The sequence below is a fragment of the Dactylosporangium sp. NPDC049742 genome (genome assembly GCF_040674675.1).
Taxonomy (GTDB): Bacteria; Actinomycetota; Actinomycetes; order Mycobacteriales; family Micromonosporaceae; genus Dactylosporangium; species Dactylosporangium maewongense.
This window is the reverse complement of sequence record NZ_JBFANF010000002.1, coordinates 50,534-71,640: the sequence shown is the minus strand read 5'-3', so window position 1 is coordinate 71,640 and position 21,107 is coordinate 50,534. Positions and strand designations below refer to the sequence as shown.

19 protein-coding genes, 2 tRNA genes and 1 pseudogene are annotated in these 21,107 nt (G+C 72.8%); 8 read left to right on the top strand and 14 right to left on the bottom strand.

Features of this window, described 5'->3' with window-relative positions; all coding sequences use genetic code 11:
• Positions 1 to 74 precede the first annotated feature (74 nt).
• Together AB0J72_RS03895 and AB0J72_RS03890 are read left to right on the top strand one after the other, a co-directional pair.
• Positions 75 to 980, top strand: coding sequence for an ATP-binding cassette domain-containing protein (locus tag AB0J72_RS03895; protein ID WP_363394119.1), 906 nt, complete (start codon positions 75 to 77; stop codon positions 978 to 980).
• Positions 977 to 1,783, top strand: coding sequence for an ABC transporter permease (locus AB0J72_RS03890; RefSeq protein WP_363394116.1), 807 nt, complete (start codon positions 977 to 979; stop codon positions 1,781 to 1,783). Before AB0J72_RS03895 ends, AB0J72_RS03890 begins: the two co-directional genes overlap by 4 nt.
• Before the next feature lie 1,602 nt (positions 1,784 to 3,385).
• Here AB0J72_RS03890 and AB0J72_RS03885 read toward each other — a convergent pair.
• From AB0J72_RS03885 to AB0J72_RS03870, 4 genes are all read right to left on the bottom strand, one after another.
• Positions 3,386 to 3,458, bottom strand: a tRNA-Glu gene (locus AB0J72_RS03885).
• Positions 3,459 to 3,525: 67 nt separating this feature from the next.
• Positions 3,526 to 3,597, bottom strand: a tRNA-Gln gene (locus tag AB0J72_RS03880).
• A 74-nt stretch (positions 3,598 to 3,671) separates the two neighbouring features.
• A complete protein-coding gene (locus tag AB0J72_RS03875) occupies positions 3,672 to 4,460 on the bottom strand; it encodes a fumarylacetoacetate hydrolase family protein (protein ID WP_344508050.1) in 789 nt (262 codons plus the stop codon).
• 10 nt (positions 4,461 to 4,470) lie between these two features.
• On the bottom strand, positions 4,471 to 5,694 hold the full coding sequence (locus AB0J72_RS03870; protein ID WP_363394113.1) for an FAD-binding protein: 1,224 nt from the start codon (positions 5,692 to 5,694) through the stop codon (positions 4,471 to 4,473).
• 114 nt (positions 5,695 to 5,808) lie between these two features.
• Between AB0J72_RS03870 and AB0J72_RS03865 the strand changes: the two genes are divergently transcribed.
• The gene (locus tag AB0J72_RS03865) at positions 5,809 to 6,342 is read left to right on the top strand and encodes a hypothetical protein (RefSeq protein ID WP_363394111.1); all 534 of its coding nucleotides are present in this window, start codon (positions 5,809 to 5,811) and stop codon (positions 6,340 to 6,342) included.
• Positions 6,343 to 6,355: 13 nt separating this feature from the next.
• On the opposite strand, the gene AB0J72_RS03860 is transcribed toward AB0J72_RS03865, so the two are convergent.
• From AB0J72_RS03860 to AB0J72_RS03845, 4 genes are all read right to left on the bottom strand, one after another.
• Positions 6,356 to 6,733 (bottom strand): hypothetical protein, encoded by a 378-nt coding sequence (locus AB0J72_RS03860; RefSeq protein WP_363394108.1) that lies wholly within the window; start codon positions 6,731 to 6,733, stop codon positions 6,356 to 6,358.
• A 77-nt stretch (positions 6,734 to 6,810) separates the two neighbouring features.
• Entirely contained in the window at positions 6,811 to 7,377 is a 567-nt protein-coding gene (locus tag AB0J72_RS03855) for a DUF305 domain-containing protein (RefSeq protein ID WP_363394105.1), read from the bottom strand.
• 59 nt (positions 7,378 to 7,436) lie between these two features.
• Positions 7,437 to 8,177 (bottom strand): lytic polysaccharide monooxygenase, encoded by a 741-nt coding sequence (locus AB0J72_RS03850; protein ID WP_363394102.1) that lies wholly within the window; start codon positions 8,175 to 8,177, stop codon positions 7,437 to 7,439.
• 124 nt (positions 8,178 to 8,301) lie between these two features.
• On the bottom strand, positions 8,302 to 9,174 hold the full coding sequence (locus AB0J72_RS03845) for a LysR family transcriptional regulator (protein WP_363394100.1): 873 nt from the start codon (positions 9,172 to 9,174) through the stop codon (positions 8,302 to 8,304).
• Between the two features lie 70 nt (positions 9,175 to 9,244).
• On the opposite strand from AB0J72_RS03845, the gene AB0J72_RS03840 reads away from it, so the two are divergent.
• Together AB0J72_RS03840 and AB0J72_RS03835 are read left to right on the top strand one after the other, a co-directional pair.
• A complete protein-coding gene (locus AB0J72_RS03840) occupies positions 9,245 to 10,192 on the top strand; it encodes an FAD-dependent oxidoreductase (RefSeq protein WP_363394097.1) in 948 nt (315 codons plus the stop codon).
• A gap of 7 nt (positions 10,193 to 10,199) precedes the next feature.
• Positions 10,200 to 10,577: a YccF domain-containing protein gene (locus tag AB0J72_RS03835; protein ID WP_344508034.1), complete on the top strand. Its 378-nt coding sequence runs from the start codon at positions 10,200 to 10,202 to the stop codon at positions 10,575 to 10,577.
• On the opposite strand, the gene AB0J72_RS03830 is transcribed toward AB0J72_RS03835, so the two are convergent.
• The 3 genes from AB0J72_RS03830 to AB0J72_RS03820 all read right to left on the bottom strand — a co-directional run bounded on the left by AB0J72_RS03830 (position 10,574) and on the right by AB0J72_RS03820 (position 13,587).
• Positions 10,574 to 12,457, bottom strand: coding sequence for a hypothetical protein (locus AB0J72_RS03830; protein WP_363394094.1), 1,884 nt, complete (start codon positions 12,455 to 12,457; stop codon positions 10,574 to 10,576). The two genes, AB0J72_RS03835 and AB0J72_RS03830, sit on opposite strands and share 4 nt — an antisense overlap.
• 73 nt (positions 12,458 to 12,530) lie before the next feature.
• Positions 12,531 to 12,836, bottom strand: coding sequence for a hypothetical protein (locus AB0J72_RS03825; protein ID WP_363394091.1), 306 nt, complete (start codon positions 12,834 to 12,836; stop codon positions 12,531 to 12,533).
• Positions 12,837 to 12,900: 64 nt separating this feature from the next.
• A complete protein-coding gene (locus AB0J72_RS03820; protein WP_033357786.1) occupies positions 12,901 to 13,587 on the bottom strand; it encodes an IclR family transcriptional regulator in 687 nt (228 codons plus the stop codon).
• Positions 13,588 to 13,636: 49 nt separating this feature from the next.
• On the opposite strand from AB0J72_RS03820, the gene leuC reads away from it, so the two are divergent.
• From leuC to AB0J72_RS03805, 3 genes are all read left to right on the top strand, one after another.
• Positions 13,637 to 15,049, top strand: coding sequence for a 3-isopropylmalate dehydratase large subunit (leuC, locus tag AB0J72_RS03815; protein WP_363394088.1), 1,413 nt, complete (start codon positions 13,637 to 13,639; stop codon positions 15,047 to 15,049).
• A 25-nt stretch (positions 15,050 to 15,074) separates the two neighbouring features.
• On the top strand, positions 15,075 to 15,662 hold the full coding sequence (leuD, locus tag AB0J72_RS03810) for a 3-isopropylmalate dehydratase small subunit (protein ID WP_354888817.1): 588 nt from the start codon (positions 15,075 to 15,077) through the stop codon (positions 15,660 to 15,662).
• 140 nt (positions 15,663 to 15,802) lie between these two features.
• Positions 15,803 to 16,441, top strand: a complete 639-nt coding sequence (locus AB0J72_RS03805; protein WP_363394085.1) for an HU family DNA-binding protein — start codon at positions 15,803 to 15,805, stop codon at positions 16,439 to 16,441.
• A 61-nt stretch (positions 16,442 to 16,502) separates the two neighbouring features.
• Here AB0J72_RS03805 and AB0J72_RS03800 read toward each other — a convergent pair whose 3' ends face one another.
• From AB0J72_RS03800 to AB0J72_RS03790, 3 genes and pseudogenes are all read right to left on the bottom strand, one after another.
• Positions 16,503 to 17,372: an NUDIX hydrolase gene (locus tag AB0J72_RS03800; RefSeq protein WP_363394082.1), complete on the bottom strand. Its 870-nt coding sequence runs from the start codon at positions 17,370 to 17,372 to the stop codon at positions 16,503 to 16,505.
• On the bottom strand, positions 17,360 to 18,709 hold the full coding sequence (locus AB0J72_RS03795; RefSeq protein ID WP_363394079.1) for a CHAD domain-containing protein: 1,350 nt from the start codon (positions 18,707 to 18,709) through the stop codon (positions 17,360 to 17,362). Before AB0J72_RS03795 ends, AB0J72_RS03800 begins: the two co-directional genes overlap by 13 nt.
• Before the next feature lie 61 nt (positions 18,710 to 18,770).
• A pseudogene (locus AB0J72_RS03790) lies at positions 18,771 to 21,053 on the bottom strand (RNA degradosome polyphosphate kinase); the annotation flags it as partial.
• Between the last annotated feature and the right edge of the window lie 54 nt (positions 21,054 to 21,107).

The following is a 21,107-nucleotide window of genomic DNA, read 5'->3' as shown; positions in this document are numbered from 1 at the left end:
CGTCTCAGGTCCTCTCACCCTCGCCACAGCAACACTCGAATACCTTCCGCTGCAGCTACAACGGGAGGCACACCATGATCGAGGCTGTCGGCCTCACCAAACGCTACGGCGACCGCGTCGCCGTCGACCAGCTGTCGTTCACCGTGCGGCCGGGCCAGGTCACCGGGTTCCTCGGCCCGAACGGCGCCGGCAAGTCCACCACCATGCGGATGATCCTCGGGCTCGACGCCCCCACCAGCGGCCGGGTCACCATCGACGGCCGCCCGTTCGGCCGCCTCGACAACCCGATGCTCGAGGTCGGCGCGCTGCTGGACGCCAAGGCGATCCACGGTGGGCGCAGCGCGTACCACCACCTCCTCTGCCTCGCGCAGACCAACAACATCCCGCGCCGCCGCGTCGACGAGGTCCTGGAGATCGTCGGGCTCACCGCCGTCGCACGGAAGCGGTCGAAGGGCTTCTCGCTCGGCATGGGCCAGCGGCTCGGCATCGCCACGGCCCTGCTCGGCGACCCGCGCATCCTCATGTTCGACGAGCCCGTGAACGGCCTGGACCCCGAGGGCATCCTCTGGATCCGCAACCTCATGAAGTCCCTCGCCGCCGAGGGCCGCACCGTCTTCGTCTCGTCGCACCTGATGAGCGAGATGTCGCTGACCGCCGACCACCTGCTCGTCATCGGCCGCGGCCGGCTGATCGCCGACTGCACGGTCCAGGAGTTCATCGAGCAGAACTCGGTCCTGGCCACCCGCGTGCGCACGCCCGACGTGTCGGCGTTGGCGGCGTTGGTACGAGCGGCCGGCGCCACCGCCGTCGCCGAGCCCGACGGTTCGCTGCTCGTCACGGAGCTGCCGATGCGCGACATCGGCGACCTGGCCTTCGCGCACGGCCTGCGGCTGCACGAGCTGGCGCCCCTGCAGGCGTCGCTGGAGCAGGCGTTCATGGAGCTCACCAAGGACAGCGTCGAATACCGGGGGACCCGATGACGACTTTGACGGCCCGCCGCGCCGGCTTCGACGGCCTGCTGCGCTCCGAGTGGACGAAGCTGCGCACCGTCCGCTCCACCACCTGGTCCCTGGTGGCGATGGCCGCCATCTCCGTCGGCCTGATGTCGCTCATCGCCTGGCTCCTCATGCGCCAGTGGCCGTCGTTCTCACTGGAGGACCAGGCCGCCCTGGCCGCCGAACCCCTCCAGATCATCATCGACCAGCCCGTCTTCATCTCCCAGCTCATCGTCGCCGTCCTGGGCGTCATGGTCGTCTCCGCCGAGTACACCACCGGCATGATCCGCTCCACCCTCCAGTCCCAGCCGCGCCGCCTGCTGGTCCTGTCCGCGAAGGTCCTCGTCTTCGCGCTCCTCATGTTCGCCGTCGGCGAGCTCCTGAGCTTCGCCGCCTTCTTCACCGGCCGCTGGATCATGTCCGACCACATCCCGGTCACCCTCTCCGACCCGGGCATCACCAGATCCGTCTTCGGCGCCGGCCTCTACCTGACGGTCCTGGGCCTCTTCGCCCTGGCCTTCGGCGCCATCATCCGCCACACCGCGGGTGCCATCACCGGCGTACTCGGCCTGATCCTCGTCGTCTCCAACCTGACCGCCCTGCTCCCCGGCACGTGGGGCGCCCACATCCACGCCTGGATGCCCACCAACGCGGGCCAGCTCATCTACAAGCCGACCCTCCCCCCGGACCCGCTGCTGACCCAGTGGCAGGGCCTGGCCGTCTTCGCCGGCTGGACCGCCCTGCTCCTGCTCGTCGCCGCCTACCTGTTCAAGAAGCGCGACGCCTGACCCACCCACCAACCACTCCGCCCGCCCCGCCACTGTTGGACCGGCCGGGGCGGGCACCCCGCTCGAGCGGGCCGCTCCGCCTCCGCAGGTCTGGCCCCAGCAGCACGAACGAGCCCCCGCGCTTTCCGAGCACCCTCCACACGGCGTGCCACGTCGTCCCCGTGCGGCATCTGGTCGGCGCCCCCCGATGGGCTCAGCGGCCCAGTGGGGTTGATTCCACCGGCCCACAGCGCCCTCCAGCAACGCCGTTTATGGGCGCATGGTCCGTGCGGCGCGGTGTTCAGGTTCTGCCCGGCACGGCGTGGCGCCCCCCGTGCGGTGTCGTGCGCGACGGCGTGCCCGCTCGGCCTGAAACCGCTCATCGGCACGGTGACCCATGCGGGCCTGCCCAGGGGTGCGGGGGGTGGGCCCAGCGGCGTGAGGATCACGCTAGACGCAGCAACGGCAAGACAGCCCATCTGGATTGAGCAGACGATCCCCATGCTCTGCTCTGCGCTGACCCGCACGGTGATGCCCCGCCCCGTGGTGGTTCGTGCGGCGTGCACCGACGCCGTGGTGGCCAGGTTCTGTCCCGGCGAGGCATGACGCCCCGTGCGCGTTGGGTGTGGCGGCGCGATCGCCACCCCTGAACCCACCGAGCGGCGCGGCGACCCGTGCGAGCTGGATCGGGCGGGCGTGATGGTGCGGGGCTGGCCGCGCGGTGTGCTGCCCCGTGCGGGACAGGTCGGCCGTGACGGTGCGGTGTAGCTGTGCGGCATGCTGGCCCGTGCCGCACGGGCCGGCGCCGCGGTGGCCAGGTGCTGGACGGCCCGGTGTGGCGCCCCGTGCGGTGCTGGTGTGGCGGTGCGATCGCCACCCTCGAAGCCGCTGATCGGTGCGGTCACGCATGCAGGTGGGCCGGACTGCGCGACGGCCCGTGCCCCGTGCGGCGCTGGTGTGACGGTGTAATCGCCGCCCTCGAAGCGCCGTGTGGCTCGGTGGCCCATGAAGGGGTGGGCTGGGCGGCGTGCTGGCCCGTACGGCGCGGCCCGGCCCGGTGTCGGTTCAAGTATCGGACGACCCGGCGCAGCCCCCCGTGCGGCGCGGTGAAGTCGGGGCGCCGCGGTGACTCCTGCGGGGTGGACCGGACGGCGCGACGGCTCGTGTGGGTGGACCGGGCGGCGTGTAGTGCACGACGGCCTGTCCAGCGTGATGTCCATGTCGGATGAGCCGACCGTGACGGTGCGGGGCTGCCTGTGCGGCGTGCTGCCCCGTGCGGTGTAGGCCGGCTGACCGGTCCCATGCCGGGTGGTGGGCCGACCATGAGGGTGGCGGGCGGTCCGGCCATCGCGATGACCAAAGAACGCGGACAGCGCAGCGGCGTGGGGACGAACGGATGGGAGGGGGGTGTTCCGGCTGGGCGGGCCGCCCAAAGCGGGGCGATGCGAAGCAAGCCCCGCCCCCGCGATGCGCAGCGAGCGGTGCGACGCGAAGCGGAGCATTGGGGGTGTGGGGTGAGAATCCCCCACTGGGGAGCGGCGGCGGAGCCGCTGCGCGGGGGGATGCGGAAGTCCACCAACGCGAACGGGTCCACCCCGTGAACAGGGTGGACCCATTGGACTGTAGCCCCGACCGGATTCGAACCGGCGCTACCGCCTTGAGAGGGCGGCGTCCTGGGCCGCTAGACGACGGGGCCCCAGGTCTTGCTCTTTGTTGCTGTGTCGTGCGGTGGAACAATACAGCACCGCGATCTTGCTGCGGTGCTGGGGTACCAGGACTCGAACCTAGACTAACTGAACCAGAATCAGTTGGGCTGCCAATTACCCCATACCCCATCGGCGCTGTTGGCGCCGGTTGAGAACTTTACCGGAGCGAACGCACCAGGCCAAATCGGTTGTCGCAAAAACGCCTATTCCAAGGTCAGGACCTTGTTGGTGAGCGCGCCGACGCCCTCGATCGTGACGGTCACCTCGTCGCCGGCCACCATGCGGGAGACGCCGGCGGGGGTGCCGGTGAGGATCACGTCGCCGGGGAGGAGGGTCATGACGTGTGAGACATATGACACAAGGGTCGGCACGTCGAAGACCATGTCCTTGGTGCGGCCGAGCTGGCGGACCTCGTCGTTGACCTCGCAGCGGACCTCGACGTCGCTGACGTCCAGGCCGGTGACGATCCAGGGGCCGATGGGGCAGAAGGAGTCGAAGCCCTTCCCGCGCGTGAACTGCACGTCCTTGCGCTGCAGGTCGCGGGCGGTGACGTCGTTGGCGGCGGTGTAGCCGAAGATGGCCGCGGCGGCGCCGGCCCGGTCGACGCGGCGGGCGCCTGTGACACCGATCACGACGGCGAGCTCGGCCTCGTGCTCGACCTGCTGCGACTGCGGCGGGATCCGGATGGCGTCGTTGGGGCCGATGACCGACGTGGAGGGCTTCAGGAAGAGCAGCGGCTCCTTCGGCACGTCGTTGCCGAGCTCCGCGGCGTGGTCGGCGTAGTTGCGCCCGACGCACACCACCTTGCTGGGCAGGATCGGCGAGAGCAGCCGCACGTCGGCGACGGCCCAGCGCTGACCGGTGAACCGGAGCTCCCCGAACGGGTGACCCTCGATCTCCGCGACGGTGAGCCCGGCGAGCCCGGCCGAGGGCTCGCCCTCGACGACTCCGAACGACATGCCACTGCTGTGGGCGAAACGAGCGATACGCACGCCGTGAAATCTACTCCGCCGCCAGATGCCGCTCCACGAACGCATTGCTGAACTTGCGGTCCGGGTCGAGCCGGTCACGCAACGCGAGGAAGTCGGCGAGGCGCGAAGGGCGCGCCGCGTGGTGGAACACCTTGCCCCAGTGCGGCCGGGGCGACAGCGGCGCCAGCGCCTCCTCCAGGGCCGCGACGACCGGCGCGACCCGCTCGGCGTCCTTGATCCAGGTGAAGTGCAGCGCCACGCTGTCCCGCCCGTACGTCGGGCTCAGCCACAGGTCGTCGGCCGCCACGACCCTGATCTCGGAGATCTGCAGCACGGGCGTCACGAGGTGCCGCAGCCGCTCGACCGCGGCGAACGCCTCCACCGCGTCCTGCCGCGCCACGAAGAACTCGCTCTGCAGCTCCTCGCCGCTGCTCGGCGTGAACTCCAGCTTGAAGTGCGGCAGCCGCCGGTGCCACGGACCGGGCACGCCGCCCTGCTCGGTGCAGCTGACCGCGGGCATCGCGGCGATCGGGTGCATCGGCCGCGTCGCCGGCACCGCGCCGAACCCGTCGGGCTCCTCCCCGTCGGCGAGCTTGAGCCACAGCTGATCGACCGTGTCGCCCGCCCAGGTGGTGAACAGGCTCACCGAATAGCCCGCGGTCGCGATCTCGTCCCAGCGGGCGTCGAGGACCTTCCGCGGCAGGTGCTCGAAGACGTGTTGGCGGATGGTGTACGACTGCCGCACCTCCAACGTCACGCCCACGACCACGCCGAGGGCGCCCAGCGCCACGACGCTGCCCGCGAAGTCGGGGTCGCCCCGCTCCAGCCGCACCAGCTCCCCGCCGGCGGTGACCAGCTCGACCCCCGCCACGGCCGTCGCCAGGCTGCCCAGGGCCGCGCCGGACCCGTGCGTGCCGGTGGCGACCGCCCCCGCCACCGAGATGTGCGGCAGCGACCCGAGGTTGTGCAGGGCGTGCCCCTCGGCGTCCAGGAACGTGGCCAGCTCGCCATACCGCACCCCGCCGGCCACGGTGACCGTCCCAGCCGCCGCGTCGATCCGCGGCTCGGCCGGCAGCCCCGCCACGCTCACGAGATCCGCCGGCGTGTCGGCGATGTCGTTGAACGAGTGCCCCGACCCGAGCACCCGCACCCGCTCCGCCCCTGCCACGATCTCCCGCACCGCGTCCACCGTGGACGGTCGATGCACCCGGGCGGCGCCGAACGTCAGATTCCCCGCCCAGTTGGTCACGCTCATGTGCCCGAGTCTATGCACGCTCCGCCGTTCGCGGCCGCGATCAGCCGTCGATCTCACCAGACGCGTCCGTTCGGCTACTGTCCGCCAGATGGCGCCGGCAGCAGACTTCCCGAGGTGACTCAACCGCCGATCAACCAGCGGGGCCGGCGCTCCGGCCGGGCCCCGACCATCGCGATGGTCTCCTTCGTGGTCTTCGTCGTCGGGATCTGCGGCATCGCCGCGATCGGCGCGGGCACCGAGCGCCCGGAAGACACCCGCGACGTTGCCCGGACGGGCGCGCTCGCGCTGCCGCAGACGTCCTCGGCGGCTGTCGAAGCCACGGCCACCACGACGAGCGCCCCGGCGACGACACCACCCACGACGACCGCACCACCGCCGACCACCAGCCCGGCGACGAACCCCACGACGAACCCCGCCACGAACCCGGCGACCAAAGCGCCGACCAAGGCACCCACCACGAAGGCGACCACGAAGCCCGCCGGGAACTGCAACCCGAACTACACCCCGTGCGTGCCGAACGACCCGGTCGACGTCGACTGCAAGGGCGGCAGCGGCAACGGCCCGTCATACGTCCAGGGCCCCGTCCGCGTCATCGGCGACGACGTCTACGACCTCGACCGCGACGGCGACGGCATCGGCTGCGAATAGCGGCTGGGAACGGTCAGCCGGTCCGGATCGTCGAGCCGGTGGCGCCGTCCACGACGGTGCGGCGGTCGAGCGGGGCCTTCAGGGGGACCGGGGTGGACGTCGTCGTGGTCGGGACGGTGCCGCAGGAGTCCGGGGCCCGGGAGCGCAGGTGGGCGGTGAGGGTGACGGTCCGGGCGTCCTCGGCGACGTCGATGTGGTCGAGCGCGTCGCAGCTGGAGTACGTGAGCGACACCTCCAGCTCAGGGCTGTTGCCGGCGGCGGTGGCGACGGACGCGATCGGCGTCGTGGTCGTGCCGGGGCCGCGGGTCAGCCACCGGACCCCGAACCCGGCGGCCAGACCGATCACCGCGACCGCCGTCGCGACCAGCCACACCTTGCTTCGTGTCAGCATTGCAGACCCCCGTCCGCCGAAGCCGTCGTCGACACCCAAGGTAATGGGCGTCGATACGCGGCGGGGTCCCGGAAGCGTTACGGGGATTCCAGATAGCGCAGCATCTGCTGGATCTCGGCGGTGCGGGAGTCGGTGATGCGCTTGGCCAGGTCGAGGGCGCCGGGGTTGACGCCGGAGCCGGTCTCCATGCGGGCGATCTCGACCGCGTTGTGCTGGTGGGCCACCAGCATGTTGAGGAAGCGCTGCTCGAACGCGGTGCCGTCGAAGGTGGCGAGGGCGGCGATGTCGTCGGCGTTCGTGCCGTGGGCGCCGCCGTGGCCCGAGTGGGAGTCGGGGGCGGCGGTCGGGGGCTGGTTCCACGACTCGAGCCAGACCTGCATCGTCTTGGTCTCGTCGGCCTCGGTGACGTCGATCGCGGCGGCCAGGGTCCGCACGTCCTCGCGGACCGCCTTGGTGCGGGCCAGGCGCACCATCGCGAGCGCCTGCGCCTGATGGGCGACCATCATCTGGGCGAACATGACGTCGGTGTCGTTGAAGACCCGGGACGAGGCTGTGCCCCCGGCGGCGCCGGGAGGGGCCGGCTGCGCCGGGGCGGCGGCACAGCCGGCGAGGAGCAACGCCGAGACCAGTACCAGGAATCGCATCCGTTCCTCCTCCAGGAACCGGGGGCGCCCGGCGGACGGGCGCCCCCGCGAGCATCGAGCTAGACGCGCTGCCAGAGCGCCGGGACGTTGGGCGGCTCCCAACCGGCGATGGCGGTGTGTGCCTGGCGGCACTGGTAGGTGGCGCCGCCGTACGTGACGCGGTCACCGGCCTTGTACGCGGTCCCGGCCGCCCACGTGCCACCCGCGGGCGGCGTGGTCGGGGTCGGGGTGGGGTTCGCGGTCGGCGTGGGGGAGGGTTGGGTGGGCGTCGGGGTGGGGTTCCCGCCACCGCCGACCTGCAGGTCCACGCAGGAGTAGAAGGCGTTGGGCGTGTCGGCGATGTTCCACCGGGCCAGGACCATGATCCGGCCGGTGCGCCCGCCGAGGCTCACCGTGTGGGAGACGGTCGCGCCGGGCTGGCGGCCGCCGTCGTCGACGACCGCGATGCGCGTGCCGCCGACGAAGTACTCCCAGGTGCTGGTGGAGTGCCGGGCGGTGAGCACCCAGTTGAACGTGACCGAGTTGCCGACGGCGGTCGCCGGCCAGCCCTTGTTGTTGTCGTCGAGCTGGGCGAACCGGCTGTTGCCGCCGCTGCAGCTCATCAGGCCCTTCGGGCCCTCGACGCTCTGCGGCTCGTAGACGATCTCGCCGCAGTTGGCGACCCGGCCCTGGGCGCACATCGCCTGACGGCTGGCGGGGGAAGAAACGTAACCGTGAGCGGCCGCCGGCTGGGCGGACGCGAGCAGTGACGTGGCGACGGCGCCGAGCGCCAGTGGAACCAGCGCGACCGTTCTTCGCATCGATCGCTCCCTTCGTGCAGTGGGGGTGATGCGGCCAATGTAAAGGAAGGATTGTTAACAGTAAATAACCTTTATGGAAATCGGTCGATAGAGCGCTCTCACTTAAGGTAGGGTCCAGCCGGCCTTAAGGCGACACGAGTGCGAGCAGGGCGCGGACCGCCGGATTCCTGCTGGAAGCGGCCCACGCCAGGCCGATGTCGACGGTCGGCGGCACCCCGGTGAACCGGCGCAGGACCACGCCGGGCACCCGCAGCGCCGTCGCGCGCCCCGACGGCACCGCCGCGATCACGCCGCCCGCCGCCACCGAGCGCAGCAGCTGCTCGTCGTCCGGCTCGTGCCGGGCGAGCACGAAGCCGCCACCGGGCCAGACCTGCGCGACGATCCGGTCGTACATGCCGGGGCCGTTGTCGCGCGGCCACATCACCGCCGGCTCGCCGCGCAGCAGCTCCCGCGGCACCCGGCGGCGCGCGGCCAGGGGGTGCCCGGCGGGCAGCGCGAGCAGCAGCTCCTCGGTGCCGATCGGCAGCCACCGGATGCCTGGGTCGTCGACCGGCGGCCGCACGAACGCCGCGTCGTAACGCCCCGCGAGCAGACCGGCGACGTTGGGCGCGGTCCAGCCCGTCTCCGGCACGACCTCCACGAGGGGGTGCGCGGCGCGGAACCGCTCGACGAGCTCGTCGACGCTGCCGCCGCGGGCCGATCGCGTGTACGCCAACCGCAGCCGCCCGCCCTGCCCGCGCACCGCCGCGGCGATCCGCTCCTCGGCGGCGGCGACCTCCGCCAGCAGCGTGACCGCCTCCGCCGCGACGACCGCGCCGACCGGGGTGAGCGCGCAGCCGCCGCGGCCCCGCTCGACCAGCCGGGCGCCGATCTCCCGCTCCAGGACGCGGATCTGCTGGCTGAGCGCCGGCTGGGCGATGCGCAGCCGGGCCGCCGCCCGCGTGAAGTGCAGCTCCTCGGCGAGGACCATGAAGTACCGCAGCCGCCGCAGTTCCATAAGCCAGGCTTATCAGACCGCAACGAGCCGGTCTTGGACGCCGCGGCGGCGAGGACCACACAGTGAAGACATGAGCGACGTGACAGTTCTCGGCGCCGGGATCATCGGGCTCACCTGCGCCGTCCGCCTGCAGGAGCACGGGCACACCGTGACGGTCGTGACCGCCGACGAGCCGGGGCGCACCGTGTCGAGTCTGGCCGCCGCGGTCTGGTACCCCACCCGTACCGACGCCGACCCCCGCGTCCTGAGCTGGGCCGGCCGCACCTTCGACGAGCTGACCGCGCAGGCGGCGCGGGGCGTGCCCGGCGTCGTGCCCCGGCCCACCCGCATGATCCTGCGCCGCCCGCACGTGACGCCCTGGTGGGCCCCGGCCGTCCCGGACTTCGCGGAGGGGCCGGGCGAGTGGCGTTTCACCGTCCCTTCCGTGGAGATGCCGGTGTACCTGCGGAGCCTGCTCGACCGGTTCGGCACGGCCGGCGGGCGGCTCTTGCGGCACCGGGTCGAGCGCCTCGCCGACGTGCCGCGGCTCGTGGCCGGCGCGCGGGTCGTGGTCAACGCGACCGGGCTCGCCGCCCGCGACCTCGCGGACGACCCCGCCGTGCACCCCGCCCGCGGCCAGATCGTCGGTGTCGCCAATCCCGGCCTCGTCACCTCGGTGCGTGACGAGGAACACCCGGCGGGCATGACGTACGTCCATCCCCGCAGCCGGGACGTGGTCCTCGGCGGCACGTTCCAGTCCGGCGAGTGGGACACCGCCGTCGACCCGGCGACCACGGCGGCGATCCTGGCCCGCTGCACCGAGCTGGTCCCCGAGCTGGCCGGGGCGCCGGTGCTGTGGCAGGCGGCGGGGCTGCGGCCCGCGCGGCACGGCGGCGCCAGGGTCGAGGCCGACCCGGTGGGGCTGCCCGGCGGCGTCCGCCTCGTGCACGCGTACGGCCACGGCGGCGCCGGCGTCACCCTCTCCTGGGGCTGCGCCGACGACGTCGTCACCCTCGCCGGTGGCGCGGCAGGCGCATGATCGAAGCATGATTCGCTTCGTGCTGAACGTGCTGTGGCTGATCTTCGGCGGCGGCTTCCTGTTGTTCGTGGGCTATGCCTTCGCCGCGGCGATCTGCTTCGTGCTCATCGTGACGATCCCGTTCGCGGTGGCGTCATGGCGGCTCGCCCTGTATTCGCTCTGGCCGTTCGGGCGGACGGTGCAGGCCAAGCCCGACGCCGGGGTGGCGACGGGCCTGGCCAACATCCTGTGGGTCGTGCTCGCCGGCTGGTGGCTGGCGCTCAGCCACGTGACGGCCGGGGTGGCGCTGTGCCTGTCGATCATCGGGATCCCGTTCGGGATCGCCCACTTCAAGCTCGTGCCGGTCGCCTTCTGGCCGCTCGGGCGCGAGGTGGTGGAGGTCTAGCCGATCAGGACCCGGGCCATGACGACGGTGTCGCCGCCGTCGTGGCCGACGGTCACGCCGATCCCCTTGGCCGGGGCGGTGTCGCCGCGCTCGCCGTCGACGTAGAACGCAGCGGTGGCGCCGGGGACCCCGCCCGCGGTCGCGGCCCGGAAGCGCTCGCTGTCGGCGAGTTTTCCGCTGGTACCGGCAGCGAACGTCTTCGTCCGCAGGACCACGTGCTCCTCGCGCACCTCGCACACCGTCCCACCGGCCTTCAGCAGCTCGGCGAGGTCGGCCTGCAGCTGCTTGGCCGCGGCGGCGTCGGCGAGCCGCAGGTCGACCTGCAGCGGCTCGCTCAGCTCGTGCTCCTTGGGCTCCGGCCCGGCCACGGCGAACGTCACCGACGTCGCGGCGGCCATCGCCTTGTCCAGCGCCTGGATGGCCTTCTGGACCGCCTCCGAGCTGGGCAGGGTCGTCGTGAACGACCGCACCACGCCGCCGTCGCCCAGCTCCGGGTGCTCCCGGAAGTACTTCTCGATCGCCGCCGGGTCGGTGAGGTCGACGCCCGGCGGGAGCGTGATCACCAGATCGGGATCGCCGCCCGGCGGCGGGGGAAGGTCGTCCAGGTCGATGTCGCCGGCGAGGCCGCCGAACTGGGCGAGCGGGAACAGGGTCGAGGACAGGATCATGCCGGCACCGCCGAGGAGCGACAGGTCGCCGAGCGGGCCGCCGGCGGCGCCGGCCGCGGTCGCGTCCGCGGGCAGCGCGCCCAGGAGGGCGAGCGCGTCGGTGCCGGTGGAGGTGGCGGTGAGCGGCAGGCCCGAGCCGCCCGACACGCGGGCCCGCAGCTCCAGACCGTCGTCGCCGGCCTGGACGCCGACGACGACCGTGCCCTTCAGCTCCGGCAGCGCGACCGGGGGCCCGGCGACCTCGGCGCCGGCCTCTCCGCCTTCTTCGCCTTCTGCGCCTTCGAGGTCGCCGTCGAACGCGAAGAACGCCTGCGTCAGGTCGCCGGCGCGGGCCAGGTCGGCCCACGCGAGGCCGGGCTGGCCGGCGGGGAGCTTCGCCACGGCGGCGGTGAACGCGGGATCCTTCGACAGCGGGGCCTTCGCCGCCGCGGCGGCCGCCGCGGTCGCGGCCCGCTGGAGGTCCTTGCCGTCGAACGCGAGCAGCACGTGCCCGTCGCCGACGACGAAGCCGAGGTCGTCGGTGCCGGCCTTCTGCTGGGCGGCGGTGAGCGCCTTGCGGGCCTTGGCGTCGTCGCGGGAGGAGGCGACGACGAGGGTGACGGCCTTGGCGTCCGGCTCCGGGGCGGCCCACATGGCGACGCCGATCCGGTCGTCGAACCAGGAGGCCACGTCGTCGTAGCCGATGGGCGCCTCGAGGTCGGCGAAGATGTCGCGCTTCGTGTCGTCCAGGGTCTTCGGGCCGTTGCCGCCGGCCTTGCGCAGCAGGGCCTCGACCTTGACCCGCTGGCCGATGCCGGGGGAGAGGTCGATGCGGGCGAACGCGGCGACCGAGGCGGGCACGAGGTCCTCCGGCAGGGTGCCGGTCGGGCCGTTCCACATCCTGGCGAGCGCGAAGGCGCCGCCACCGAGCAGCACGGCGACCGCGACCGCCGCGGCGCTCAGGACCACGGCGAGCCGCCGCCGCGGCCGGACCGGTGCCTCGGTGAGCTCGTCACCGACTGCGAACGCCGGGGCGTCACCGTCGAGCGTCCGCGCGCCGGCGCCCGCGTCCGCCTCGGAGGCGACGACCGTGAGGTCCGCCTCGGGCGCGGCGACCGCGACGTCCGCCTCGGGCCTGCCGGCCCCGGGTTCCGCCGCCGGTAAGGGCGAAGGGGTGTCGTCGGAGTCCTGGGGCAGCAGGGAATCGTCGGGCGATCGGGTGCTCTCGGACATGTGGCGTTCCTCCCCGTGGATGTCGTCGCGCATCGTAGCGGGAGGGCTGCGCCCGGGAGCACCCGACAAACGGCTAGAACTGGGCGGCGATGCCCAGCAGTGCGGCGACCAGGACGATCAGGCCGAGCATGGCGGTCATGCAGCCGCCCCGCCCGCCGCTGCCGCCGCTCGGAGCCGGTGGCGCCGGCGCGGTCGGTGCGGTGGGGGTGCCGGGGCGCTGCGGGCCGTCCGGGGTCGGTGAGCCCGGCGCGTTCGACGGCCGGTCCGGGGCACCCGAGGGGGCCTGGCCGACGCCGGACCCTTCACCCTCTGGGGTGTCGGGTGCCTCGGAGAGGCCGTCGTCGATGGGCTCCGGGCTGGCGGGGGTGGACTCAGGCACGGGGGGCTCCTCAGTCAGTCGGGCTCGATGTGCCGCACGCTACAGGCCCCCGATGTGCCGCACGTTACAGGCCGGAGAGGCGCTGCCCGGCCCGCACCACGGCCATCGCGTGGCGGTCGCCGGGGCGCCGGCCGAGCCGCTCGATCGGGCCCGACACGCTGATCGCGGCGATGACCCGGCCGGTCCGGTCGCGGATCGGCGCGGAGACGCTGGCCACGCCGGCCTCGCGCTCGGCGACGCTCTGTGCCCAGCCGCGGCGGCGGACCTCGGCGAGGGTGCGGCCGGTGAACTTGCAGCGCGGCAGCAGCGGCATCACCGCCTCCGGCGGCTCCCACGCGAGGAGCACCTGGGCGGCGGAGCCGGCGGTCATCGGCAGCACCGAGCCGATCGGCACCGTGTCGCGCAGCCCGCTGGCGCGCTCGGCGGCGGCCACGCAGAGCCGCTCGTCGGCGCGGCGGAGGTAGAGCTGCGCGCTTTCGCCGGTCGCGTCGCGCAGTGCGGTGAGCATCGGCTCGGCCGCGGTCAGGAGAACGTCCGGTGCCGCGTTGGCTAGCTCGCCCAGACGCGGGCCCGGCCGCCAGCGTCCTTGCGCGTCACGAACAAGCAATCGGTGGATTTCCAGGGCCTGTGCGAGCCGGTGCGCCGTTGCCCGGGGAAGCTTGGTCCGGTCCACCAGTTCGGCAAGGCTGGCGCCGTCGACACAGGCGGCCAGAATGACCACCGCCTTGTCGAGCACGCCGACACCGCTCATACTGTGTCCCACAGACCGAAACATACCTCCCAAACTTTAGGATGTCCAGATGGTGGGAGAAGCACGACCGCGGACGCTCGCAGAGAAGGTGTGGGACGCGCACGTCGTCCGTTCCGCCGCAGGCGAGCCGGATCTGCTGTACATCGACCTGCACCTGGTCCACGAGGTCACCAGCCCGCAGGCGTTCGACGGCCTGCGGCTGGGTGGGCGGCCGGTGCGCCGTCCCGACCTGACGATCGCGACCGAGGACCACAACACGCCGACCGACAACCTGCTGACGATCAGCGACCCCGTGTCGCGCACCCAGATCGAGACGCTGCGGCGCAACTGCGACGAGTTCGGTGTGCGCCGGCACTCGCTCGGCGACGCGCAGCAGGGCGTCGTCCACGTCATGGGACCGCAGCTGGGCCTGACCCAGCCGGGCATGACGATCGTGTGCGGCGACTCGCACACCTCCACGCACGGCGCGTTCGGCTCGATCGCGTTCGGCATCGGCACCAGCGAGGTCGAGCACGTCCTGGCGACCCAGACGCTGCCGCAGCCGCACCTCAAGACGATGGCGGTGAACGTCGTCGGCGAGCTCGCCCCCGGCGTCACGGCGAAGGACCTGGTGCTGGCGCTCATCACCCAGGTCGGCACCGGCGGCGGCCGCGGCCATGTGGTGGAGTACCGCGGGCCCGCGATCGAGAAGATGTCGATGGAGGGCCGGATGACGGTCTCCAACATGTCCATCGAGTGGGGCGCCAAGGCCGGCATGATCGCGCCGGACGAGACCACGTTCGCCTACGTCGAGGGCCGCGAGTACGCGCCGAAGGGCGAGGCGTGGGACCGCGCGAAGGCGTACTGGCAGACGCTGCGCACCGACGAGGGCGCGAAGTTCGACACCGAGGTGACGCTCGACATCACCCACCTCACCCCGTTCGTCACCTGGGGCACCAACCCGGGCCAGGGGGCGCCGCTGGGCGCGAGCGTGCCGAACCCGGCCGACTTCGCCGAGGACGCCGACCGCGTCGCGGCGCAGAAGGCGCTGGAGTACATGGACCTGACACCGGGCACGCCGCTGCGCGACGTCGCGGTGGACGTGGTCTTCCTCGGCTCGTGCACCAACGGCCGGCTCGAGGACCTGCGGGCCGCCGCCGACGTGCTGCGCGGGCGCAAGGTCGCCGACAGCGTGCGCATGCTCGTCGTGCCGGGGTCCGCGTCGGTCCGTGCCGCGGCCGAGGAGGAGGGCCTCAACGAGGTCTTCACCGCGGCCGGGGCCGAGTGGCGCTTCGCGGGCTGCTCGATGTGCCTGGGCATGAACCCGGACACGCTGAAGCCGGGCGAGCGCTCCGCCTCGACCTCCAACCGTAACTTCGAGGGCCGGCAGGGCCGTGGTGGGCGCACCCACCTGGTGTCGCCGCAGGTCGCCGCCGCTACCGCCGTCGTCGGCCGCCTGGCGGCCCCCGCGGACCTGAACTGACCGAGAAGACAGGCAGGAATCCGACATGGAGAAGTTCACCGTCCACACCGGCACGGCCGTCCCGCTGCGCCGGTCCAACGTGGACACCGACCAGATCATCCCCGCCGTCTACCTCAAGCGCGTCACCCGAACCGGGTTCGAAGACGGGTTGTTCAACGCGTGGCGCTCGGATCCCGCATTCGTGCTCAACAATCCCGCGTACACGGGCGCCTCGATCCTTGTCGCCGGGCCCGACTTCGGCACCGGATCGTCGCGCGAGCACGCCGTCTGGGCGCTGCAGAACTACGGCTTCAAGGCGGTCGTCGCGCCGCGTTTCGGCGACATCTTCCGGGGCAACGCGCTCAAGGCCGGGCTCCTGCCCGTCGAGCTGGACCTGAAACTCGTCGAGGAGCTGTGGGCCGCGATCGAAGCGGATCCGCAGTTGGCGGTAACGGTCGATCTGCAGGATCGGCAGTTGCGTGCGGGGGACCGTGAATGGGCCTTCCCGATCGACGATTTCAGCCGTTGGCGCCTGCTGGAAGGCCTGGACGACATCGGTCTGACGCTGCGCCACGAGGAGGCCATCACCGCCTTCGAACAAGGCCGTCCGGAGTGGACACCCGTCGTTCACTAGGCCCCGCCTGGGCGTCTCGATGAGCCGCCGGCCGAATCCGTTGCTCCACAACGATTTCTTTTCCGTCTAATGTTTGTATTCTGTGAGCGTTGGGATACCTTGCCCACAGGGACTTCATTTCTGGTACGGGAGGAAACAACGTGAACAAGGCCGAGCTCATCGAGGCGCTCAGCGCTCGCCTGGGCGACAAGAAGTCGGCAAACGCGGCGCTGGACGCGGTGCTCGCCGAGATTCAGGCCGCCGTGACCAAGGGCGACAAGGTCGCCATCACCGGTTTCGGCGTCTTCGAGAAGCGCGTGCGTGGTGCGAGAACCGCGCGTAACCCGCGCACCGGTGAGGCCGTGAAGGTGAAGAAGACGTCGGTGCCTGCTTTCCGGGCCGGCGCCAGCTTCCGCGAGATGGTCGCCGCCGGCAAGGTGCCGAAGGCCGCGCCGGCCAAGAAGGCCGCCGCCGCCACGAAGACCGCCGCCGCGAAGGCGACGACCGCCAAGGCCACCACGGCGAAGGCCGCTCCGGCCAAGGCCGCCGCCAAGGCGACGACCGCCAAGGCCACCACGGCGAAGGCCGCCCCGGCCAAGGCCGCCACCAAGGCGACCGCGACCAAGGCGGCGGCGAAGGCCGCTCCGGCCAAGGCCGCCGCGACCAAGGCCGCCCCCGCCAAGAAGGCCGCCGCGAAGACCACGCGCGCCGCCGCGTCGACGACCGCGCGCAAGACGGCCACCGCCGCCACCACGACGGCCGCCAAGAAGGCGCCCGCCAAGAAGGCCGCCGCCAAGTGAGGTAAGGCAACGGAAAGGGGCGGCGCCGCGAACTCGCGGCGCCGCCCCTTCCGTTTGTGCGTCAGACCCGCAGCGGGCGCACCGGATCCCAGCCGAGGAGCCGGTCACCGCTGAAGGTGAGCACCCAGCCGGTGCCCTTGCGGGTGTGGAAGTCCACATTGGTGCGTCCGGTCAATACGGTCAGCAGCGGCGGCATCAACTTGCCCTGGCTGCACACGACGCTCGCCCCGCCCCGCGCCGCGAGGGTTCGCAGCGCGGCCGCGGCCGCCTCGGGGGACCGGCCCTCGTCGAACGCGCCGTCCAGGTCGAACGGCATCTCCAGCGGCTCCACCGTCTGCCGGCACCGCAAGGGGGTGGCCGACACCACCCATTCGGGCCGCAGGAGCCGCAGGAGGGCGCTCAGCGCCGCCGCGTGGCCCACGCCGGCCGTGTCCAGCGGGCGGTCCGCGTCCGGGCCGGCCCACTCCTTGCGCTTGCCCGCGTGCGCGTGGCGGACCAGGGCGACCACCGCCGTCACGGGCGGCAGGTCCAGGAACGCCTTCACCACACCCCGGTCGTGCGCGTAGCTCAGCAGCGCGGGCGCCTGCGCGACCGGCACCCAGCGCGCCTCCTCGATCTCGTCGTCCGCGGGCCGGTCCTGCCACAGCAGCGCCCGCATCGACCAGTAGTCGACGACCTTCTCCACGCCCGGCTCGCTGGTCAGGTAGCGGATCGAGGGCAGCCTGGCCTGCGGCACACCCCGCACCAGCGTCTCCTCGTGGACCTCCCGCACCGCGGCGGCCAGCTCGTGCTCGCCGGGGTCGACCTTGCCCTTGGGCAGGGACCAGTCGTCGTACCGCGGGCGGTGCACCAGCACGATCTCGACACCGTCCCGCGCCGGGCGCCACACCACGCCACCCGCCGCGCGGACGACCGTGTTCACTTCAGCCATGCTGTGGTGTTCTCCTCGCAGACCGCGGCCCACACCGCCGGGAACGCGGCGCGTGCCCGGGTGACGGCGGCCCGCTCCCGCTCGAACAGTCTGCCCGCCGTGACGGCGAGACGGTGGTCGCCACGGTCGAGGAACCGCGCCACGAACAGCCACGTGTCGGCCGCGGTCGCCGCGTCCTGGTGCTCGCCGAGCACCTTCTGCGCCTTCGCGACCCGCTTGGCGAGCACCGCGGCCTCGGGGCCGGGCACCCAGGAGAACGCGTACCGGGCCCGCTTGGCCAGCTTGCGCACCTCGTGCCAGTCGTCGTCGGGCAGCTCGGGGGTCAGCGCGTCGGCGCCGGCCACCAGCTGCCGCCACGGCTTGCGGACCAGACCCGGCAGCACCCGCCCGGCGGGCGCCCCGTGCCGGCCGACGAGCCTGGGCGGGCGGGTCAGCGCGTCGAGGAGCTGGACGTAGCGCGGCGAGCGCAGCGCCTCGTCCAGCGCCGACAGGGCCGTCTCCTGCCGCCCGGCGAGCGCGGCGTCGATCCGGCCCACCGACTCGGCGTCCACCGCCACGAGCGGGTCGGCGGCGGCGGTCACGTGCAGCCGGGCCCGCATCACCTCGATGTCGCGGGCGCCGCCGAGCGCGCCGGCCAGCCGGCCCAGCTCCGCCCGCAGCGGCCGGCTCCAGGCCGGGTCGAGCAGCGCCTGGAACGTCTGCAGGTCGCTGCGCAGCCGCCGGGTGCCGACCCGCATCTGGTGCACGGGGGTGTCGCCGTTGGGCATCGTCTCGCGCAGCCGGGCGAACGCGTCGTGCCGCAGGATCCGCGCGACGCCGTCGCGGAGCGCGTCGGTGAGGACCGCGCCGGCGCTGTCGTCGGGCTCCGGCGGGCCCGCGGCGCCGTCCGGGTCGGGCACCGCGCCGGCCGCGGTCAGCGCGCCCGCGATGCGGGCCAGGTCCTCGGGCGTGCCGTCGACCGGCAGCACCTCGACCCGCCGGGGGCGGCGGCCCGTCCCGCGCTCGGACAGGAGGCGGACCTCGGCCAGTACACCACCCGCCGCCGAAGACACGTGCACGGCTGAGCGGACCGTCCGCACCGCGCCGAGGTCCGCGCCGCGGCGGAAGGCGGTCACCGCGTCGAGCAGGTCCGGCGGGACGACGCCGGCACCCGCGGCCTGGCTGTGCAGCTCCCGGCCCCGCCGCGGCAGCAGCAGCGTCCACGTGCCGTCGCCGTGCTGGCGCAGCGACACCCCGGCGCGGGCGAGGGCGCCGTCCGGGGTGTCGTGGAAGGTGGCGTCGACGTCGCGGCCGTCCAGGTCGGGCAGCGTGAACCCGTCCCCGACAGAGAACCTCACGTCGCCGCCTCCGCCGCGACCGCGCCTGTGGTTCGGGGGCTTCCGCTGCGCTCCGGCCCGCTCACGCCGGCTCCACCCGGTCGACGATGCGGCGCAGCAGGGCCTCCTGCGGGTTCTTGCCCTGCCGGCGGTGCCAGGTGCCGTCGCCGGCCAGCTCGAACGCGCCGGTGTCGTCGCTCATCATCAGCTTCAGCACCCGGTCGAGCTCGCCGGCCGCGACCGGGTCGGTGACCTTGACCAGCGCCTCGACCCGGCGGTCCAGGTTGCGGTGCATGAGGTCCGCGGAGCCGATCCAGTATTCGGCGGAGGCGTCGCGGCCGAACCGGAACACCCGCGAGTGCTCCAGGAACCGGCCGAGCACCGATCGGACCCGGATGTTGTCCGACAGGCCCGGCACGCCCGGCCGCAGCGCGCAGATGCCGCGCACGATCAGGTCGACGCTCACGCCGGCCTGGCCGGCGCGGTAGAGCGAGTCGATGATCTCCTCGTCGACCAGCGAGTTGACCTTCAGCTGGATCAGGCCCTGCTCGCCGAGGGAGATCTCCCGGTCGATCCGGTCGATGATGCCGCGCCGGACGCCGTGCGGCGCGACCAGCAGCCGGCGGTAGGAGGTCTGGCGGCTGTACCCGGTGAGCACGTTGAACAGGTCGGTGAGGTCGGCGCCGACCTCCGGGTCCGCGGTGAGCAGCCCGTAGTCCTCGTAGAGCCGGGCCGTCTTCGGGTGGTAGTTGCCGGTGCCGACGTGGCAGTACCGCCGGATGTGGTTGCCCTCCTGGCGCACCACGAGGGCCGTCTTCGTGTGGGTCTTGAGCCCGACGAGGCCGTAGACGACGTGGCAGCCGGCCCGCTCCAGCGTCCTCGCCCAGCCGATGTTGGCCTTCTCGTCGAACCGGGCCTTCACCTCGACCAGCACCACGACCTGCTTGCCGGCCTCGGCCGCGTCCACGAGCGCGTCCACGATCGGGGAGTCGCCGCTGGTCCGGTACAGCGTCAGCTTGATCGCCAGCACGTTGGGGTCGGCGGCGGCCTGCTCGACGAAGCGCTGCACGCTGGTCGAGAACGAGTGGTACGGGTGGTGCACCAGGATGTCGTGGTCGCGCAGCCGGGCGAAGACGCTGCGCGGGGTCTCGCCCTCGGCGAAGTGCGGGTGGGTCGCCGGCACGAACGGCTGGTCCTTCAGCGACGGCCGGTCCACGCCGTTGTAGATCTCCCACAGCGCGGTCAGGTCGAGCAGGCCCGGCACCCGCAGCACGTCGTGGGAGTCCATGTCGAGCTCGCGGACCAGCAGCTCCAGCACGTGGTCGGAGATCGACGCGGCGACCTCCAGGCGCACCGGCGGGCCGAAGCGGCGCCGCGCCAGCTCCCGCTCCAGGGCCTGCAGCAGGTCCTCGTCGCGGTCCTCGTCCAGCTCGACCTCGGCGTTGCGGGTCACCCGGAACAGGTGGTGCTCGACCACCTGCATCCCCGAGAACAGCTGCCCGAGGTGCGCGGCGATCAGCTCCTCCACCGGCAGGAACCGCACCGTGCGCACGCCGTCGCGGGTGGTCCGGTCCAGCGCGTAGAAGCGCGGCACGTTGTTGGGCACCTTGATCCGGGCGAACAGCTCGGGGCCGCCGTCGTGCTCCCGCACCACGACCGCCAGGTTGAGCGACAGGCCGGAGATGTAGGGGAACGGGTGCGCCGGGTCGACCGCCAGCGGCGTCAGCACCGGGAAGATCTGCTCGCGGAACGACGTGCGCATCCGCTCCCGCTCGGCCGGGTCGAGGTCGCTCCACGGCACGATGTGGATCCGCTCCTCGGCCATCGCCGGGGCGATCTCCTCGGCGAAGACCCGCGACTGGCGCGCGACCAGCGCGGTGGTGCGCTCGGCGATCTGCTCCAGCTGCTCCGTCGGCGGCAGGAACCCGGGGCGGCGCACCGGGATGCCGGTCTGCAGCCGCCGCTTCAGGCCCGCGACCCGGACCATGTAGAACTCGTCGAGGTTGCTGGCGAAGATGGCGAGGAACTTCGCGCGCTCCAGCAGCGGGGTCGCGGGGTCCTCGGCCAGGGTCAGCACCCGGGCGTTGAAGTCCAGCCAGGAGAGCTCCCGGTTGAGATACCGGTCCTCGGGCAGCGGTTTCTCGGATGGTACGACCAGCGCGTCGGACTCGGCGTGTGTCTTACCGGGGGACTTCTGGGTGGGGACCAGCAGGGGCTGCTCCGTCACCGTCTCGCTCATGGTGACCTCCTCGGGCTCGGCCTGATTCGCCTGCACGTCTTCACCGGGTGCTGGTGCCGCGGCCTTCGTCGCCCGCCGGACCCGTGGCGCGGTGCCGCCCGCCGGAGGGGCCGCCCGTCGCGGTGCCGCCTTGCGCGGGGCGGCCTTGGGAGGCGCGCTCTGCGGGTCGGAGCGTTGCGC

Coding starts and splice junctions, on each gene's coding strand:
- AB0J72_RS03820 (WP_033357786.1), bottom strand. CDS start 13,587: ATGAGCGGTGTCGGCGTGCTCGACAAGGCGGTGGTCATTCTGGCCGCC.
- AB0J72_RS03840 (WP_363394097.1), top strand. CDS start 9,245: ATGAGCGACGTGACAGTTCTCGGCGCCGGGATCATCGGGCTCACCTGC.
- AB0J72_RS03870 (WP_363394113.1), bottom strand. CDS start 5,694: ATGAGCGTGACCAACTGGGCGGGGAATCTGACGTTCGGCGCCGCCCGG.
- AB0J72_RS03850 (WP_363394102.1), bottom strand. CDS start 8,177: ATGCGAAGAACGGTCGCGCTGGTTCCACTGGCGCTCGGCGCCGTCGCC.
- AB0J72_RS03860 (WP_363394108.1), bottom strand. CDS start 6,733: ATGCTGACACGAAGCAAGGTGTGGCTGGTCGCGACGGCGGTCGCGGTG.
- AB0J72_RS03855 (WP_363394105.1), bottom strand. CDS start 7,377: ATGCGATTCCTGGTACTGGTCTCGGCGTTGCTCCTCGCCGGCTGTGCC.
- AB0J72_RS03835 (WP_344508034.1), top strand. CDS start 10,200: ATGATTCGCTTCGTGCTGAACGTGCTGTGGCTGATCTTCGGCGGCGGC.
- AB0J72_RS03800 (WP_363394082.1), bottom strand. CDS start 17,372: ATGGCTGAAGTGAACACGGTCGTCCGCGCGGCGGGTGGCGTGGTGTGG.
- AB0J72_RS03830 (WP_363394094.1), bottom strand. CDS start 12,457: ATGTCCGAGAGCACCCGATCGCCCGACGATTCCCTGCTGCCCCAGGAC.
- leuD (WP_354888817.1), top strand. CDS start 15,075: ATGGAGAAGTTCACCGTCCACACCGGCACGGCCGTCCCGCTGCGCCGG.
- leuC (WP_363394088.1), top strand. CDS start 13,637: ATGGTGGGAGAAGCACGACCGCGGACGCTCGCAGAGAAGGTGTGGGAC.
- AB0J72_RS03890 (WP_363394116.1), top strand. CDS start 977: ATGACGACTTTGACGGCCCGCCGCGCCGGCTTCGACGGCCTGCTGCGC.
- AB0J72_RS03895 (WP_363394119.1), top strand. CDS start 75: ATGATCGAGGCTGTCGGCCTCACCAAACGCTACGGCGACCGCGTCGCC.
- AB0J72_RS03845 (WP_363394100.1), bottom strand. CDS start 9,174: ATGGAACTGCGGCGGCTGCGGTACTTCATGGTCCTCGCCGAGGAGCTG.